Raw genomic sequence first — 18,274 nt, forward strand, 5'->3', positions numbered from 1 at the left:
TATATTTTATTGAGCTTTTTTCTTTGAAGTCGTTTTCTTTTTCGTTTGTTTTTTTGTCTTTTTAGGTTTGGATGAATCAATGGAAGCTTGAAGTGCCGCCATTAAATCTGTCACATTTTCTCTTGGCTCTTTTTCTTTCGTTGTGACTACCTTTTCCCCGTTTTGCTTCGATTCAATCAACTGACTCAAGCGTTCACGATACTGATCTTTATAGTTCTCCGGTTGAAATTCAGTTGTAAGCTGATCAATCAACATCGTTGCTGTTTCCAGCTCTTTATCCGTTATTTCATCTTCTTCTGGAACATTCGGTACATCACCCGTGCCTCTTACCTCATCTGGATAATGAATGGTTTCCATTACAAGCGTATTCTCATACACCCGAACGATGGAGAGTTGTTCCTTCGAACGCATCGTGATCTTGGCAATCCCAACTTTCCCGGATTCCTGAAGAGCTTTTCGCAATAATGAATATGCTTTTTTTCCTCCATCATTAGGTGAAACGAAATAACTCCGATCAAAGAATATGGGGTCGATTTCCTCTATTTTGATAAAGTCGACTATTTCCACTGCTTTATCCCCGTTTGCTTCTTTCAATTCCTTTAATTCCTTTTCTTCAAGAACGACAAATTTCCCCTTGGTCACTTCATAACCCTTAACGATGTCATCATGGTCGATTTCTTTTTCACAAGCTGGACATACTTTTTCATATTTAATCGGAGTATGACACTCTTTATGAAGTGAACGAAGCTTTATATCACGATCTTCTGTAGCAGAATGAAGTTTAATGGGGATGTTCACCAGTCCAAAACTGATAGAGCCCTTCCAAATCGTATGCATATAACAATACCCTCCTTCACATAAACTAATCCCTTATCATTATCATTTAGTTGACCGATACTCTTCATTCCCTTAAACATTTGGAAATAAATAAACCCTCATTGGTCACACTAATACTAAAAATCAGGTGAATAAATATGAAACCAATGCTTCCTACCTTATATGATGAACTCCCTGCAAATGAGGACTGGCTATATGAAGTGAAATATGATGGATTTCGCGCAGTTCTCAACGTTCATTCTAAGAATCAGATAAGCCTTCAAAGTCGAAACGGGAAGGAATTGCTTCCTCACTTTCCTGAAATTGAAGAACAGATTAAAACTTTACTCAATAAAAAAAAATTGACTGCTCCTATCATTTTGGATGGGGAGATTGCCCTGTTACGTTCTCCCTGCAGCAGTGAATTCTTTGAATTGCAGGTAAGAGGCAGAATGCGCAATAAGCAGAAAATTGATCATGCTGCAGACGGGAGACCCGTTAAATTTCTGGCTTTCGATTTACTCCAGTTTGGGAAGAAATCGTTTGCTCCCGAACCTTACCTTACAAGAAAAGAAAAATTGAAAGAGGTTTTTACCTTTCTTCAATTGCCGTTAGAACCGTCCCCTTCTCACCCATCTTCCCTTCAAATGGTCCCCTATTTCAAGGATCGGCAGGAAATATGGGAACTTGTAGAAAAAGAGGAAGGTGAGGGTGTTGTTGCCAAGAGGAAGCATAGTAAGTGGGAAGCGGGAAAACGAAGTACGAGCTGGGTGAAAACCAAGAATTGGAAACACTGTCACTGTTTCATCACTGCCCTTGATGAAGCGAACGATTACTTTCACATTGGCGTTTTCGATGACGGAAAGATTATTCCTATTGGCTTATTTCACTTTGGTCTTTCTCCTGAAGAGAAAAAAACATTAAAAGCAATGGTTAAAAAGAATAGTACGAAGAATGAGCATTCCCTTCACTACATAGACCCGGCTATCACTGTGGACATTTCGTATTTGAATTGGTATGAGGGTCAACTGAGAGAACCACATTTCCATCGATTTCTATTCTCCATTTCTCCAGAATCCTGCACAATGGAGCAATTCAAGCTGGACGAAGCATCCCTTCCTCCTGGGGTTGAAATCACTCATCCTGATAAGGAATTGTTCCAGAAAGGCTCAATGACTAAGCTTGATTACGTTCGGTATCTTCGGAAGATGTCCGTCGCTATTTTGCCTTTCCTGCAGGATAGGCCATTGACTTGTATTCGTTTTCCACACGGGCTCTTTGGTGAATCATTTTATCAAAAAAATACGCCTGATTACGCCCCTTCATTTATTGAAACGTACAAGGAGGACAACATCGATTATACGGTATGCAATAACTTGGAGACATTGATTTGGCTTGGGAATCAGCTTGCATTGGAATTTCACATTCCTTTCCAAAGGACAAAGGATACATCTGTCACCGAAGTAGTCTTTGATTTAGATCCCCCAGGCAGAGATCAATTCTCCCTGGCGGTTAAAGCTGCTTCCATTATGAAAGAACTATTCGACCGACTCAACCTGCATAGTTTTGTGAAAACGTCGGGGAATAAGGGTCTGCAAGTGTATATTCCCATACCTCCGGGATACACATGGAAGGACACCGGCTTGTTTACTGAATTCATCGCACACTACCTTGTTACCAATTATCCTGAAGATTTTACAATCGAGCGGTTAAAAAAGAACCGAAAAGGCAGGTTATACGTGGACTACATTCAGCATGGAGAAGGAAAAACCATCATTGCTCCTTATTCCTTAAGGGGTAATGAAGATGCTTTAGTCGCGACTCCACTCTGGTGGTATGAAGTAAATGAGGACCTTCATCCAGAACATTTTACTATAGAAGTTGTTCTGCAGAGGTTCCAGAAGATGGGATGTCCCTTTACTCAATTCGAATGGGTAAAAGACCTCCAGCCATTTGATAAGGTGATTCAATTTTTGAAACAGCAATCCAACAACAAAAAAAAGAGTGTCCCAAAAGCTTAGCTCTTTTGGACACTCTCGTCTGAACTTGAACATCAGGTTCTTTTATTCGTTTATGCGCTCATAAATACTTTACTATCAACAATTGATTTGGCATGATTTTGAAGTAGTTCGTACGTTCCTTCTTCAGTGAAATCCTGTCTGGAAATCTCACGATAATCCTCAGGATGCGAGATAGACAATTCAAACTGGGCCTGGTAGAGATATGTTGCGTTCCCGATCAACTCCATATTGTATTGCCCTTCATCTAATTGGTTCACCACGACACGTACTTTTCCACCATTATTATATACATCTATTTCCTTGCCGAATTCATTCTGATCGAGTAAGCAAGTCACAAGACTGGAAGCAGACATAGCCGTTCCACAAGCATTGGTAAAGCCTACACCTCTTTCGAAGGTACGAACATAAATCGCGCCTTTTTCTAATGGATGAACAAAGCTTACATTGACTCCATCAGGAAAGAGATTATTGGGACCATTTACTGTTTCAGCAATCGTCTTCTGTTCATTCGAAAGAATATGTTCTGTGCTTACAACACTAATTAGATGAGGATTGGGGACCGCTAGTGCAGTAAACGATAATCGATCTGAAATTTCAGGAATCATCTCGTCCACTAACGCCTCACGATCCATATTCATCGGCAATTTATCCAATTCAAATAATACCGGAGAAATTTCAACATTATACGTCGGTATATTTTCATAGATAGCCTCTTGGGCTGAAACACGCAGATCAGCTTTCATCGTCTGAATCACAATCGTCGTTTTGTCTAGAAGCTCACATACATAGCGACCTACACAACGAAGTCCATTCCCGCACATGGATGCTTCAGATCCATCTGCATTGAATACCCTCATTTGTGCATCGCAATGTTCACTTGACAACACAAATAGGATTCCATCCGCTCCAATACCCGACTTTCGATCACATAGTGCAAGGGCAAGATTTTGCCTTGCTTCTTCAGTGAATTCATATCCATTCGTCATTTCATCAATCAGTAAAAAGTCATTTCCTGAGCCATGACATTTAATTAGATTCAAGTTCATCGTGAATCCCTCCACGGTAATTTACTAGTAAACTATTCTTATTAGTCTTAGCTTGCCACAAACAAGCTCTTTTCGCAATCATCTCACCCAATATTATTTAAGATAATCCTCATGGTGTGTCTTGTAGAAAACTTAAAAGTTGAATTTCTTCGACCATTTAGAGACAATGGGGATGGGTGATGATCATGAAGGATGAGTATACTTTTCGGTTTCAAGTTCAAGAGGTAGAAGAAGCGGGTGACGAATTCCATTCCCGGGTAGTGACTGTATTGGCCCATATTCTGAATGACAAAAAAGACCTTTTACAAGAAGGTCTCTTTCGGGTGCGTTTTAATCAAATCGGCATTTATCCTTTTCCTAAAGATGTAGCCCGACAAATATCTTCCAAGCACCTCCAGCGTTTACTTCTAATTGAATTGAAGAGATACATAAAGCCCCAAAGAAAATATCTGACTCCAGGGGAATATAAACCTGTTTGGTAACTAACTGATCTCTGCTATTTCACTATGTAAGAGGTCCCGTGTCCATTTACATGATGTTTGATAGCATTCCATCACATCTCCTTTGTTCAACTTCAGTTCGGCCATTTTTGTTTCGATTGCTGTCCAGTCAGCTTTTTCAAACAAAATAACCAGATCCAGAATGTCTTTGAACTCGTTTGAGGTACCCGTTAGTGCATCACAGATTTCGTCATTCAATGGTAATTCATTCAGGATTACTTCAATTGGCATAGATAATATCGTTTCCATTAATGAAAACATACCCGTAAGGAAATAGCTCGACTTCATTGAACCGCGATTGTGCTTCTCTGCCAGCAACTCACACATTTTTGCCCTCGTTAAAGATAATGTAATAACTTCGTTTTCTAATTGCTTCCTTTTACCAACCTGCTCCCTAACCGCTAAAACATAAATCCACCGTTTAATTTCCAGAAGACCCAATAGAACAATTGCCTGTCGAATAGAATGAATTTTATGTTTAGGGCGGTATGACGGTGAATTGATTAATTTTAAAAGTTTATAGGATAAAGAAAGGTCCTGTTCAATCAATCGACTAATCACATCAATGCTCGGTTCCGTCATTTCCAGGCTTTGAATAATTGAATAATAGGAATGAAAATAGGTAGGTACGTCACGGGTAGATATGATTTTGGGTTTACTAAAGAAATACCCTTGAAAGAAATGGTAACCGTTTTTCCTTGCTTCTTCATATTGTTCCACTGTCTCCACTTTTTCTGCCAGGAGCTTGTACCCCAGTAAATTAGCGAAAACTTCAATCGTTCCCCGGTTAGTGTCTGTTGTATGAAGAAAATCAACCTTCACATAATCCGCCATTTTCATTAATTTTAAGTAGTTAGGATCCGATTCATTAAAGACAAAATCGTCTAATGCGATTTTATAACCCCGCTCCTTTAACTCTAAGCAAACCTTCAGGATTTCAGGACTTGGAATGACATTTTCCAAAATCTCCACGACAATTTCCTTGGGATTGAAGTAGGTAGGGACTCTATCCCGTAAAAGATTTTCTGTGAAATTGATGAAGCACGGCTTACCAGCGGACAAGCTTTCAAGACCAATATTTAAATAGCTATTAATTATGACGTCGGCCGTGGCCTGGTCTCCATCTATATTCGGAAACATATTCAATTCATTGTTTCGGTAAAGAAGCTCATAAGCTACGGTTTCTCCATTCCGATCAAAAATTGGCTGTCTCGCTACAAACACTTCCATTACACTCACCCCTGCTGATTTCCTGATATATGTATAAAAATAGTTCAAAAGTTTCATTGTTTCCTATCATAATACCAAGAAACATGTGGAAAGTCCACGGAATTTGGAAGTAGCTGTAAGGACAAAAAAACTCAAGCAGACAGGTCACAACTACGATTTCAATCGTAATGATGAGCAAATCCACTTGAGTTCTTTACCGCTTTAATGAATCGAATGAACAAAAAAGTTCATAAGGAACAATGCAGCAATGATATATAGAGGAATGGATACTTCTCTCGCTTTACCTGTAGCCAATTTTAAAATAGGATACAGAATAAAACCGATGGCAATTCCATCTGCGATACTGTACGTAAATGGAATCATTGCAATGATAAAAATGGCTGGAAATGCCTCTGTTAAATCACGAAGATCCATATGTCGTATATTTTGAATCATTAAGCCGCCAATGATAATGAGGATTGGGGCGATAGCATGATCTGGAATCCACTTTAAATATGGAATAAACAACACAGATCCCAAGAATAATACTCCAGTAGTCAAACTCGTTAATCCCGTACGACCACCTGCTGTCATGGCTGCAGCACTTTCAACAGTAGAAACCGTCGGACTCGTTCCGAAGAATCCTGATGTAAAGGCAGAAAATGCATTCGCCTGGAACGCTTTAGAGTATTTATGAGGTTGATCGATCATATCCGTATGTCCATGAACGAGACCGATGTTTTCAAATACCAGCACCATCGTAACAGAAAAAACCGCAATCCAAAACGGAATCTCCAAAATGGCACTAAAGGATATTTGACCGAAAACCTGACTGTATTCACTTAATTGGAAAGAACTGGACTGAATCGACGGTTCGATTCCAAAGATGAATCCCAGCATGGTTCCAAAAGCAATACTCCATAAAAATTGACCTTTTACATTTCGAACAAACAAAAATATCGTCACCAGGAAAGTCAGCACAGTGGCTAACACCTTTAATTCCCCAAAATCACCAATCATGATGATGGCACTCTCTCCTCTTTGGATGAGACCGCCTTTTTCAAGACCGATAAACATTAAAAACATCCCTAACCCTACAGTGATGGCTTCTTTTAATGTTTTGGGTATCGCTTCTGATAATACTTTTGAAAGCTTTGTAAATGCAATGATCATAAAGAGTATTCCTGAAATCACAACGACAGCTAAAGCTTCCTGCCACGTTAAGCCCGATGATTTTACGAGTGTAAACGTAAACATCGCATTAATTCCCATTCCTGGAACCAGAAGTATTGGTGCATTTGCCCAAAAGGCCATCACCAAACACCCAACGAAGGAGGCAAGAATGGTTGCCATAACCGCTCCTTCAAATGGAATTCCAGCTTCAGAAAGAATTAAAGCATTCACAGCGATGATGTACACGATCGTGAAATAACCGATTGCTCCAGCCATCATCTCCTGCTTCATCGTGGTACCGTGATTCTTTAACTGAAAAATACCTCCACGTGCTTTCATATCATAATCTTCCTATAAAACTGCCCTCTCCCTACCCGCTCCTCCCATAATAAGGGGAGCCACAAAATACTATTCTAGCAAAAGGTCTGACGTTTGCCAATATATATTTTGATGGGTACAGGCGGCGGGATTCTTTTTTCTCCAAGAGAAATCCTGCCGAAAAGTAAAAAAATCCAGCGGCTTTTGTGAAAAATCCGCCCGTTTCCTGAAATTATCCAGCCGAAATATCCAGGAATCCAGCCGTTTTGGTGAATAATTCAGCCATTTTACAAATTTATCCTCACACACTCCTCAGGTCCGTCCCTCGTAAAAAACCAAGCCTCCCAAATTGGAGGCTTGGTTTGGTTGAAAATCTTTACTTATCTATCTCACGAATCAAATTGGCCATTTCAATGGCCGATACCGCTGCTTCCCATCCTTTGTTTCCTGCCTTTGTGCCGGCTCTTTCGATGGCCTGCTCGATTGTATCTGTCGTTAAGACTCCAAAGATGACGGGTACCTCTTCCTGTAGGCTTAGATTGGCCACTCCTTTTGCAACCTCTCCGCTTACGTATTCAAAATGGGCGGTTGCTCCGCGGATGACCGTTCCCAGGGTAACAACGGCATCATATTTCCCTGAACGGGCAAGTTTTTTTGCAATCATAGGGATTTCGAATGCACCTGGAACCCAAGTGACAGAAACATTTCCTTCTTCAACGCCGTGGCGCTTTAATGCATCTTCCGCCCCACCCAGAAGCTTTGATGTGATGAACTCATTGAAACGTGAAACGACAATGGCGACCCTTAATCCTGATCCGACTAAATTACCTTCATAAATTGTTTTCATTGTATTTTCCTCCTAAAATTTAAGTAAATGTCCCAGCTTAGCATGCTTTGTTTTTAAATACTTCTCATTTTCGAATTTCGCCGGCATTTGGATCGGCACTCGATCTGCGATTTCTAATCCGTAACCGTTGATTCCGGCAATTTTTCTAGGATTATTGGTCAGTAGACGCATCTTTGTTATGCCTAAATCTCTCAATATCTGTGCTCCGATTCCATATTCCCTCAAGTCATCACCAAAGCCCAGCTTTTGATTAGCTTCAACGGTGTCATAGCCTTCTTCCTGGAGCTTATAGGCCTTCAATTTGTTGATTAAACCAATTCCACGGCCTTCTTGTCTCATATAAAGCAGAACACCTTTTCCATGCTCTTCAATTTGAGTCAGTGCTGTGGCAAGCTGCGGTCCACAATCACAGCGATTGGACCCGAATACATCTCCCGTCAGGCATTCAGAGTGAACACGGACCAGTACATCTTCATCCTCGGACCACTCGCCTTTGACAAGTGCGATATGCTCTTTTCCTGTAAGGTTTTCTGTGTAAGCAACCGCCTTGAAGTTTCCGAATTCGGTTGGAAGTTCAATTTCCACTTCTCTCGTCACAAGCTTTTCTTTTTTGCGTCTGTATCTGATCAGATCTTCAATGGAGATGATCTTAAGATCCCATTTATCAGCCAGTTTCATTAATTCAGGTACTCTTGCCATCGTGCCGTCTTCATTCATGATTTCACAAATGACGCCTGATGGTTGTCCCCCTGACAGAACAGCCAAATCGATGGCGGCTTCTGTGTGTCCTGCCCGCTTTAGTACTCCGCCTTTTTTGGCGACAAGGGGAAACACGTGACCGGGTCTTTTAAAGTCCTCGGGCATTGAGACCGGGTTCAATAATTCCTGTATGGTGGTCGATCTCTCATATGCACTAATTCCAGTGGTAGCTGATTTATGATCGACAGAAATCGTAAAGGCCGTTCCATGAGGATCCGTATTTGACATCGTCATGGGTGAAAGCTTTAGTTTATGCGCAATCTCCTCTGTTATCGGGGCACAAATTAACCCTCTTCCTTCTTTAGCCATAAAATTAATGACTTCTGGAGTCGCTTTATCTGCAAGGGCAATAAAGTCTCCCTCATTCTCACGGTTTTCATCATCTACTACGATGACGACTTTACCTGCCTGTAAATCTTCAAGAGCTTCTTCGATCTTATTAAACATGTGGCAACCCCTTTCTATTAGTCAGCGAAACCATTTTGAGTTAAGAAATCATAGCTGATGCGGCTTGAATTACTCTTAGACTGTTCCTTTGCTTCATAGAAGCGATGAAAATACTTCGCCATTACGTCACATTCAATATTGACACGATCCCCTACTTTTTTCTCACCAAGAACCGTGTCCCCTCTCGTTTGCGGGATCAACGAAATCGTAATGGTATTATTTTGTACACCAAAAACAGTAAGGGAAGTGCCGTCTATTGCTACAGAGCCCTTCATGATAAATAAGTGGCTCTGATCTTCCGGAATGGATATGTCCATATACCAGGCATTTTCAACTTTCTCTATTCTAACAATCGTCCCTACTCCATCGACATGCCCATTAACGAAATGCCCGCCGAAACGACCGTTTGCAGCCATCGCCCTCTCCAGGTTGACTTTAGTTCCAAGGGACAAGTCCCGCAGAGTTGTGCCTTCAAAGGTTTCAGGCATCACGTCCACTTGGAATTGCATGGAGTTGAATGAAGTGACGGTTAAACAGACACCATTCACACTGATGCTATCTCCAATATGAACGTCTTCCAGAATGCGGCCCGCTTTTATCGTCAGTTCCATGGATGAGGAGGATTTTTTCATGCGTTCAATTGAGCCGATTTCTTCAATGATTCCAGTAAACAACCCTTTCTCCTCCTTTCAAAAAGGCTAACTCTTAGGTAAAGCAATTATTTTAATGTCCTTTCCTACTCGTTCAATGCTCTTAATCTCCATTTCAAGACCTTCTGCAATGGTCTGGAATCCTTCACCTCCAAAACTGGAGAAGGCAGAGCTTCCGCCTACAAGCTTGGGGGACATGTACATAACCAATTCCTGAAAGGCTTTTCCCTTTAAAAAGGAAGAATGAATGGTAGATCCACCTTCTACATAAAGGGATCCTATATTCCGGTCACCCAGTTCTTTTAATACTGTGTGAATGTCCATCCTTTCCTCTGAAAGGGTGATGATTTCACAGCCTGACTCCATATAGGGCCGCTTCTGTTCTTCATTGACAGAACTGCCTGTAAAGATGAGGGTCCTGCTTTCCGAGTCTTTCACTACATGAGAGTTGAGAGGTGTTCGTAAAAAGGTATCTAATATGATTCGAATGGGGTTTTTTCCACCTTGGGGCAAACGGGTGGTAAGGTGTGGGTTATCCTGTATAACGGTATTGACTCCTACTAATATCGCGTCATGCCGGTGACGATCATAGTGGACATCTGTGCGGGAAGCTTCTGACGTAATCCATTTGCTATCTCCTGAAGCTGAAGCTGTTTTCCCGTCTAATGTGACAGCTGTCTTAAGGGTTACAAAAGGTGTTCCGTATTGAATGAAATGGAAAAAATGCTTGTTTAGTTCGAGTGCTTCTTCTTCAAGCTCTCCGACCATTACTTCTATGCCTGCATCCTTCAACTGTTGAATTCCTCTTCCCGCTACAAGGGGATTTGGATCAGTGCTGGCAATATGGACCCGCCTCACTCCGCTTGAAATCAGCAGCTGTGAACAGGGTGGTGTTTTCCCGTAATGAGAGCATGGTTCCAGCGTCACATAGACGTCACTCCCCTGTGCTTTGTCTCCTGCCATCTTTATGGCATGAACCTCTGCGTGACCTTCTCCTGCTTTGAGGTGCGCACCCATCCCAACGACTTCTCCATTTTTCACCACAACCGCTCCTACGGCAGGATTGGGTGATGTTTGCCCTTGGGTGGTCTTGGCAATAGAGAGGGCAAGCTTCATATATTGTGAATCGTCCAATCGTTTTACCTCCCTTCTTTTATCACTATTATTCTAAAATAAATAAACCCCAAGTAAGTTTTTACTTGGGGGAAGTTGGCATGACTGAATAAAGCATTTACATGATTACTTTTTTTGGAAACATAATCCTCAAAAAAGATAGACTTCTCGCGTCTGCATCAAGTAAATACTGCCGTTCCTTCTCCCATCCAGACTATCACTGTCGGCTTTGGAATTTCACCAAATCCACCGTCTAATTTTCATTAGCCGGGTCACGGACTAAGAGCATGCGCTCATCACCGCCGGTAGGGAATTTCACCCTGCCCCGAAGGAAACCTATTCGATTAACATTATTCTATCATAGTTTCATCAATGAAATCATGTAAGGAGCTCTAAAATTTTATTTTTGTACTAATTATTTGAATATATATTAGAAATATCTCTCTATTTCTGATTGGAAGCACTAAGAAAATGCTACAAGAATAAAAAAGAATGCCTCCATTAAATAGAAGCACCTCTTCATTTATTATGTTGATAGCTTTCTGCATTCTTCCGCACATTCAAAACAGGCTTCAGCGCAGTCCTTACAATGCTGTTGGTCATGAGAATTACATTCTGTACCACAAGCATCACAGATTTCTGCGCAAAGGACCAGAATTTGTTGAACAAATTTACTGCTTCGCTGCATGGCATTAATGGCATAGGAACAAATATCCGCACATTCCCGGTCCAGCTCAATGCACATCATCATTGCTTTTTCTTCCTTAAGGGATGCATGATAGCATACATTACATGCTTCCAGACATCGGTGCAAAGCCGTTAAACATGGTTTGTAATCAGCATTCATCATCTCACCTCCACGAACATTCCTATTTAGCATTCCCAACTGGGGAAAAAGGATTACTATGCGGTAAGAAAATAATCACTGTCTACATACCATAGGAAAATAAGGAGCCAATCCAGTTCTTCGCTATATGTTTCATAAAAAGAAACATAACTATGGTGATAGTCGAAGAGCTTTTGAACAGTTTGAGGAAGATATCCTTTTTGTAAGGATAAATAATTTTTTTTATTATAATTCAAGATCCATCGTTTGTTTCCTTTATAAATGATAATCGTGTCACCTTCATCACTGCGCCATTCAATAGCAGTAGAGCTCTGGTACTTCAAGTGAAAAACCCTTCCTGCTCCGCCCATATCGATTTTCATCGATCTGCTCCATTTTAAGAAAGTCAGCGGTTGCTTATGCTTTCTGTGAAGCATATAATGTTTCGGGTTATTGATCAAGGACGTCCTTTGAATAAAGTATTCTGACCATCCATTCGTTTTTAAATAATAGGAACCTTCTTTCGTCTGAACCCCGACTAATGAATGCCGGGATTCAGGTATTGTTTCATAAAATAATCGGTTCGCTTTCTTTAGTTCCTTCTTCATACTAAAACTGAGATATAAATTTGAGCACGCAGGTATAAAGATTAACAGTGGAAAATAAAATAACTGTTTGGTCACAATCAGCATTCCTACACCTATGAGAAAATACATGATACTGCGATAAAGCAACGTATATTGTTCATTTTTGTAGATTTGGTAGAGGTTCATGAAATGCTCGTCCTTTCAAGGAATCTCTATCATATGTATGTAAAAATCCCTTAAATAGACCATTCAAATAGAAGAAAGCCAACGGTTGCAGAACCCTCAATAAAGAAATGAGAAGATTTTTCTGCCATTCGTTGGCTTATATGTTATGAGTGCACTGGAATGGCTGAGCGATTCCATTCCATTATTTTTTTATCCTTTGCCTCTGCATCATGATAGCCTTGCCAGTACAATTCATCCAGCTTTTGTGGATTTTTTTCAATACGGCTTACTTTTAATGGATGTTGAGGTTGAATGATCAGGACATCCCCATTCTTTTCTCTCGTTTCTAATTCCTTGATTGTTTGATTGTAACGCAAGTACCGGTTAAACATCGTTTTATGTAATTCAGGATATTGAGGGTACTTTTTTTTCACAAGGAAAGAAAATCGTGAAGGCTTTTTATAATAGCCCCTGTTTCTGGTTAATATGACTACATTTTTCTTAAACCCGTCCTGCTCAGCTTTTTCGATGGGAACAGGGTCACTTATTCCTCCATCCAGAAGATGCCGGGATCCAAATTCAACGGTCGGAGCGACAAATGGCAGGGAACTTGACGCACGGATAATCGTAAGGAGCTCCTCACCATAGTCTCTTCTTGAGAAATACGCCGGTTTTCCTGTATGACAATCTGTGGTGCCGACGATAAATTCCGTTGTATTAGAGTGAAAAGCTTCATAATCGAAAGGGACCAGCTTATTTGGAATTTCATCAAACACGTAATCCATTCCAAATAACTCTCCTGTTTTCCAATAGTTTCGCCAAGATAAATATTTCGGATCACGGATAAAGTCTACATTCACCTTTTTATTGCGTCCATTTTGCTTAGACAAATAGGATGCGGCATTACATGCACCTGCAGAGACTCCGACAACATAGGGAAACTCAATACCTCTTTCAAGGAAGTATTCCAATGCTCCCGCCGTGTATATCCCCCTCATACCTCCGCCTTCGAGAACGAGGCCTGTGTTTTCAATCAACATCTTTTGTCTACCTCCCTAATGATGCAAAAATTTTCGTCACCAGCATTGAATAAACGATATTATCTTCCCACAAAATTGTAAGAATGTGTACTAACTTGCTCACTGATCAAGCCACTTATTGATTTCATTCTTGATGATTCCGACTCGATCTCTCATTCATCGTTCTCCACAGGAATAAGCTTAGCGTTACACTCTTTTTCGTAAAATTCGATGGGTCCGGCTTCTTTTAACACGGCGTACATATACCCTTTCTCTTGCATGCCCTGTAATGCATGATAAAGGAGTCCTTTTCCAACTCCTTTATGACGGGTGTGTGGGAGAACCCCCATCGGTCCGTAAATCCCTTTTTTATTTTTATACACATCAAATGCTGCAAACCCAATTAATTTACCTTTTTCTTCCGCTTTGATAATCGGGATGAATTCTTCTGATGATTGAAAGGCTTGTAACAATGTTTTTGACCATGATTCTCCAAAATATTCCTCGACCCATTTCAATAGTTCTTTTTCATCTTCAGCCTGTACGGGGCAAATTTGGAATTCAGGGTTCACTTCATAACTCCAATCCTTGTTCAATAAATATACCGTCAAATCTCGGGCCGAAGTAACGGATCGGATAATCCTGTCATGAGGTATAGGATTAAGTTCTTTATGCAGCTGAGGGTGTTCTGGTAGATGGGTGTAAAACGCTTTGATAATATGACCTTCGTTTAAAAACGTTTGATTGTATCTTTTCATGACTTCAATCGACGTGTTCCATACCTTTCTTGCTTGTGTCGATAATGGAATGGAAAAGCGACCAATTCGTTCTGTATCAGAAGGCTCCGAAGGAATGATAGTAGATATGTTTTCTATCTGTTTCATATAGGGTTCCAAATGGTGATACATCTCCCTTAAAGTACCTTCTTTTACGTGAGCGGCTCCTAAATATAGATCCATGCTCTGGACGCATATATGATGATTCTTTTCGGCAATCATATGAGCGTTTCGAATCAATTTGTTCACTTTATTGGTGTATTGAAGTTCTATCATGCTGCCCCTCCCTTCTATTACCATTATTCGACATACTCTAAGGTAATCCTTTTACTTTTTAATGAGGTCCGTCCCTCAAAAAAGACAGTTGACCTGGTCAGATCAAATCTTTTTTCTTGTAGAGTGGTGGTGCTATGAGCAGGATAGCCAGGCAAAGGATGATAGTGAAGATAACGGTCCCTGTCAGGTGGTCAGGCCACGTGCTGTAAAGGACGATTTCATTTACATAGTTGGAAAGCTGCCCTGGAGACCACTTTAAGGTTTTGGTCATGTATCCTGACACAACGGTTAACAATAAGGTGATCCCGATTGTAACGAACCCTGCCAGGCCCGACGTTTTTACTAAACTACTAAAGAAGACGACCATTGTTAAGATAAAGGTAAGCCACAAACCATAAACGAGGAATCCCTGTACGATTGCTGTAATACCAATTCCGTTAAATAATACATGAATATAATACCAGCTGGATATCATCCCAAGACCATAGGAGACCCACACCAAAACAAAGGCAGCCATCCATTTGGAATAAATATAAGCTGCATATGAGACGGGCTTCACCAATACCATAACAGCATTTCCGCTCTTTCTCTCTCCTGCAATCACTCCCATGAATCCTAATACGATGATGAGGACACCAAAGGTACTAAACTGGCTGATAGTCGATAATAGCACTTCTTCAGATGATGGCGTTGGAATGCTGATGACCGTTCCATCCGGCAGGTCTCCAACTGTATGAATAATGTTTGGTAAATAAAATGCCGTCAATGGTTCCGTTAACCCAAATAAAATGAATACGATGGGCATCCAGATCATCTTATAATTTCGTGTTAGTTCCAGCATTTCTTTTCTGAATAAGACCCAGACTGTTTTCATTTTTTAATCACCTCCATGAATAGTTCTTCAAGGCTCTGTTCACTTGTTTCTAACCTGGTTACTCCCCATTGGTTTTCTGAGATCAAAGAAAAGACTCTCGCTCTATCCCTCTCCAATTCACTTACTTCGAAAGAGAGTCGATTTCCGTCTGCGATCAGATCATGAACCCAACTTTTTTGCAGCAGATATTGTTTATACTTTTTGCTATCTTCGTTAAAATACAGGTTCAATCTCGGTGTCTGGTGTCTTTTTCTCACTTCTACTAGCGGTCCTTCTTCAATCAGCACTCCACCGTGCAAGAACAACACGTCCTCACAAACCTGTTCTGCATCATTCAAAATATGTGTAGAAAAAAGGATCGTCGTTTCTTTCTTTAACTTTTTTAACAGCTCAAGCACTTCCCTTCTTCCGAAAGGATCTAAGGCAGATACAGGTTCATCAAGGATTAAAAGCTTCGGCCGATGAATGAGTGCTTGAGCTACCCCTAATCGCTGCTTCATTCCACCCGAGTACTGACCAACCCTTTGATTCTTTCCTTCTAACAAACCGACTAACTCTAAAAGTTCTTCACATCGATAGTGAGATGTTTTCCTGGTTAGTCCTGCGATTTCACCGGAAAATGCGAGAAATTCTTTTCCTGACATCCATTCAAAAAAGGAAGGATATTGGGGCAGGTAGCCTATCAATTGCCGTATATCCTTAGTGGCACCCCCTGTTGAAATTGATCCATTAGTAGGTGCAATCAACCCTGCAAGCATATTTAGAGTAGTGGTTTTCCCTGCTCCATTGGGACCCAGCAGAGCTGTACAACGACCTTCTTTTAATTGAAAGGAAAGGTCCTTTACGGCAATCTTTTCCCTATACTTCTTTTCTAACGATGTTACTTCTAATACGTTCATCCATTTTGTCTCCTTCCAAAAATGAAATACACAACCGGCCCAATAATATTGATAAACAGGATAATGAGAACCCACAGCCATTTAGGTCCATTCGTTGATTTAATCCGGATCAAATCAATCACTGCAACCACCATGAGTATAAATTGAATAAGGATGACAGGAGCAATTAGCCCCCAATTTATTGACTGAAATGCTTCTTGTAATTCGTTCATCTCGAATCCTCCTTTTGTTTTTCAAATATATGACGGAGGAAAATGAAAATCGTTCATTTTTCTTTTAAATATAAGCTCTTTTCCTAAAGTTTGTGGCTATTGTAGAGAAGAAAGTAATAGTTGATTTCCGCTACAGGATGCTCGCTTTCCGCGGGGCTGGCGGTGAGCCTCCTTCCGCTCCAATCAACTTTCTAAGCATGAATCCTTAATCTAAAACAATTAAAACCAGCTTTCTAGCAAACATTCTCTTTTAAGTTAAGTAGAGATTCATTGTCTTAATGAAGCAGAATTATTTTTTCTAGTTATTTTGTTTTCCGGTACACCTTGAAGCTCTGTCACAAAGATCCTATTAAAGATGGTGAAGGGAACTGCGCAGACTCCTGCGGAAGTACGGGCGTGCCGAGACCCCGTTCGGCTAAGCTGAGGAGGCTCGGCCGAACGCTAGCTGCAAGCGGAGCAGTTCCCCTCACCATCCAGCACACACTAATTGACAGAGCCTTGCAGAATTCATGTTAAAAACAACAATCTTTGAGAAAAGAGCGTAAATAAGTTTCTGAAAATAAAAAGCACTGAGCCCCATGCAATGGGGTTCAGTGCTTCATTACTGATGATATAAGGAATAGAGCTTACTCACTTCCGTTTTAACGGTGTCCACTAGAGAAGGAGGAGATATGACTCTCGCCCCACTGCCAAAATTTAAAATCCAGTTTACTAGTCCATTACTGATACGGGCTTTTGTTGTTAGAATAAAATGGTCTTCACCATCTCCTTGAATGTCTACATCCTTTCCGAACTTATCGATAATCACATTGATGAGGTGGTTTTTAAATGAAACCTTAATCCATTCTTCATCACCTGCAAACATATGAAAGGTTGATTGTACATACTTAGATACATCAAAGGCTTCGTATGGAAAGGTTTCAGAAATGGGTTCTACATTCCTTAATCGATCCACACGGTAGTGGCGGATTTCGTCTGCTTCAAAATAATAGGCAATGAGATAGTAGAAATCATTTGCCCAAGCGAGGGCATAGGGCTTCACTTTATAAAGCTTTCCTTCATGGCTTAAGTTAAACTGTTTCTTCACATCGTAACGGCCGTATTGGAACGTAATCATTCTACGTTCTGCTATTGCTTCGTGAATATCATGGATAGCGAGGCGAATATAGGGACTTTCACTTTTAATGGAGGAATCGATTTGAATTTCATTATGCAGCTTTTTCCCTTGATGAAGACTTGTGAGCCGTTTTATTTTTCCAGTCAACTGCCTCGTTTCCTTCTTTGATATAAATTTGGCAGAAACGACTGCATCGATGAGCATACGAAGTTCATATAGCTCGAACAAGCGATATTGATGACTATAATATTTAGGCAACCCTTCTTTTTCCTGGTTTATGGTAACATCGAAATTATTTCTGATGAGATGCTCAAGGTCATCTTTTAATGAATTCTTATTCAATTTCACATCAGGGCCAAACATCTGCTTAAAACGCAGAATAATATCATCCAAACTCAACTCATGATCCTCATCCGTCTCTTCACTCAAAATACCCATCAACCTAAGCACTCTCTCTTTATTATCCACCCTCGTCATATTGACATGCTCCTTTCAGGGACAAACCTTTCTATCTAAACGGAAAGACATTTTTATAAAACTATCAATATTCCGATATTTTTGTCAACAGTTTAATTCTAAAATGCTTTTTAATGCATCAGAAAAAAAGAACCCATGAATGCTCAT

18 protein-coding genes and 1 riboswitch are annotated in these 18,274 nt (G+C 40.5%); of the genes, 2 read left to right on the forward strand and 16 right to left on the reverse strand.

Annotated elements, in window-relative coordinates:
* Positions 1–6: 6 nt before the first annotated feature.
* Positions 7–837, reverse strand: a complete 831-nt coding sequence (gene ku, locus ACXAF2_RS01940) for a non-homologous end joining protein Ku (protein ID WP_475137139.1) — start codon at positions 835–837, stop codon at positions 7–9.
* A gap of 137 nt (positions 838–974) precedes the next feature.
* Here ku and ACXAF2_RS01945 point away from each other — a divergent pair, with 137 nt between their 5' ends.
* Positions 975–2,837 carry a DNA ligase D gene (locus tag ACXAF2_RS01945; RefSeq protein WP_475137140.1) on the forward strand — a complete coding sequence of 621 codons (1,863 nt, stop codon included), beginning with the start codon at positions 975–977 and terminating at the stop codon, positions 2,835–2,837.
* A gap of 50 nt (positions 2,838–2,887) precedes the next feature.
* On the opposite strand, the gene dapF is transcribed toward ACXAF2_RS01945, so the two are convergent.
* Positions 2,888–3,883, reverse strand: a complete 996-nt coding sequence (dapF, locus tag ACXAF2_RS01950) for a diaminopimelate epimerase (protein WP_475137141.1) — start codon at positions 3,881–3,883, stop codon at positions 2,888–2,890.
* A 179-nt stretch (positions 3,884–4,062) separates the two neighbouring features.
* Here dapF and ACXAF2_RS01955 point away from each other — a divergent pair, with 179 nt between their 5' ends.
* Positions 4,063–4,365 (forward strand): hypothetical protein, encoded by a 303-nt coding sequence (locus ACXAF2_RS01955; RefSeq protein ID WP_475137142.1) that lies wholly within the window; start codon positions 4,063–4,065, stop codon positions 4,363–4,365.
* On the opposite strand, the gene ACXAF2_RS01960 is transcribed toward ACXAF2_RS01955, so the two are convergent.
* From ACXAF2_RS01960 to ACXAF2_RS02025, 14 genes are all read right to left on the reverse strand, one after another.
* On the reverse strand, positions 4,366–5,613 hold the full coding sequence (locus ACXAF2_RS01960) for an EAL and HDOD domain-containing protein (protein ID WP_475137143.1): 1,248 nt from the start codon (positions 5,611–5,613) through the stop codon (positions 4,366–4,368).
* 201 nt (positions 5,614–5,814) lie between these two features.
* Positions 5,815–7,104 carry an NCS2 family permease gene (locus ACXAF2_RS01965; RefSeq protein ID WP_149156798.1) on the reverse strand — a complete coding sequence of 430 codons (1,290 nt, stop codon included), beginning with the start codon at positions 7,102–7,104 and terminating at the stop codon, positions 5,815–5,817.
* A gap of 355 nt (positions 7,105–7,459) precedes the next feature.
* A complete protein-coding gene (gene ribH, locus ACXAF2_RS01970; RefSeq protein WP_148971050.1) occupies positions 7,460–7,930 on the reverse strand; it encodes a 6,7-dimethyl-8-ribityllumazine synthase in 471 nt (156 codons plus the stop codon).
* A gap of 12 nt (positions 7,931–7,942) precedes the next feature.
* Entirely contained in the window at positions 7,943–9,136 is a 1,194-nt protein-coding gene (locus ACXAF2_RS01975; RefSeq protein WP_475137144.1) for a bifunctional 3,4-dihydroxy-2-butanone-4-phosphate synthase/GTP cyclohydrolase II, read from the reverse strand.
* Between the two features lie 17 nt (positions 9,137–9,153).
* Positions 9,154–9,810, reverse strand: a complete 657-nt coding sequence (gene ribE, locus ACXAF2_RS01980; protein ID WP_475137145.1) for a riboflavin synthase — start codon at positions 9,808–9,810, stop codon at positions 9,154–9,156.
* 24 nt (positions 9,811–9,834) lie between these two features.
* Positions 9,835–10,920: a bifunctional diaminohydroxyphosphoribosylaminopyrimidine deaminase/5-amino-6-(5-phosphoribosylamino)uracil reductase RibD gene (ribD, locus tag ACXAF2_RS01985; RefSeq protein WP_475137146.1), complete on the reverse strand. Its 1,086-nt coding sequence runs from the start codon at positions 10,918–10,920 to the stop codon at positions 9,835–9,837.
* A 172-nt stretch (positions 10,921–11,092) separates the two neighbouring features.
* A riboswitch (FMN riboswitch) is annotated at positions 11,093–11,236 on the reverse strand.
* 189 nt (positions 11,237–11,425) lie between these two features.
* The gene (locus ACXAF2_RS01990) at positions 11,426–11,749 is read right to left on the reverse strand and encodes a four-helix bundle copper-binding protein (protein WP_475137147.1); all 324 of its coding nucleotides are present in this window, start codon (positions 11,747–11,749) and stop codon (positions 11,426–11,428) included.
* Between the two features lie 53 nt (positions 11,750–11,802).
* Positions 11,803–12,498: a hypothetical protein gene (locus tag ACXAF2_RS01995; protein WP_475137148.1), complete on the reverse strand. Its 696-nt coding sequence runs from the start codon at positions 12,496–12,498 to the stop codon at positions 11,803–11,805.
* A 143-nt stretch (positions 12,499–12,641) separates the two neighbouring features.
* On the reverse strand, positions 12,642–13,517 hold the full coding sequence (locus ACXAF2_RS02000) for a patatin-like phospholipase family protein (RefSeq protein WP_475137149.1): 876 nt from the start codon (positions 13,515–13,517) through the stop codon (positions 12,642–12,644).
* A 152-nt stretch (positions 13,518–13,669) separates the two neighbouring features.
* Positions 13,670–14,548 (reverse strand): GNAT family N-acetyltransferase, encoded by an 879-nt coding sequence (locus ACXAF2_RS02005; RefSeq protein ID WP_475137150.1) that lies wholly within the window; start codon positions 14,546–14,548, stop codon positions 13,670–13,672.
* Between the two features lie 97 nt (positions 14,549–14,645).
* Positions 14,646–15,422: an ABC transporter permease gene (locus tag ACXAF2_RS02010; protein ID WP_475137151.1), complete on the reverse strand. Its 777-nt coding sequence runs from the start codon at positions 15,420–15,422 to the stop codon at positions 14,646–14,648.
* A complete protein-coding gene (locus ACXAF2_RS02015) occupies positions 15,419–16,321 on the reverse strand; it encodes an ABC transporter ATP-binding protein (RefSeq protein ID WP_475137152.1) in 903 nt (300 codons plus the stop codon). Before ACXAF2_RS02015 ends, ACXAF2_RS02010 begins: the two co-directional genes overlap by 4 nt.
* Positions 16,318–16,533, reverse strand: a complete 216-nt coding sequence (locus ACXAF2_RS02020; RefSeq protein WP_475137153.1) for a PLD nuclease N-terminal domain-containing protein — start codon at positions 16,531–16,533, stop codon at positions 16,318–16,320. Before ACXAF2_RS02020 ends, ACXAF2_RS02015 begins: the two co-directional genes overlap by 4 nt.
* Before the next feature lie 601 nt (positions 16,534–17,134).
* The gene (locus ACXAF2_RS02025) at positions 17,135–18,127 is read right to left on the reverse strand and encodes a helix-turn-helix transcriptional regulator (RefSeq protein ID WP_475137154.1); all 993 of its coding nucleotides are present in this window, start codon (positions 18,125–18,127) and stop codon (positions 17,135–17,137) included.
* Positions 18,128–18,274: the final 147 nt, after the last annotated feature.

Source organism: Rossellomorea sp. ABR4_004 (assembly GCF_056159585.1).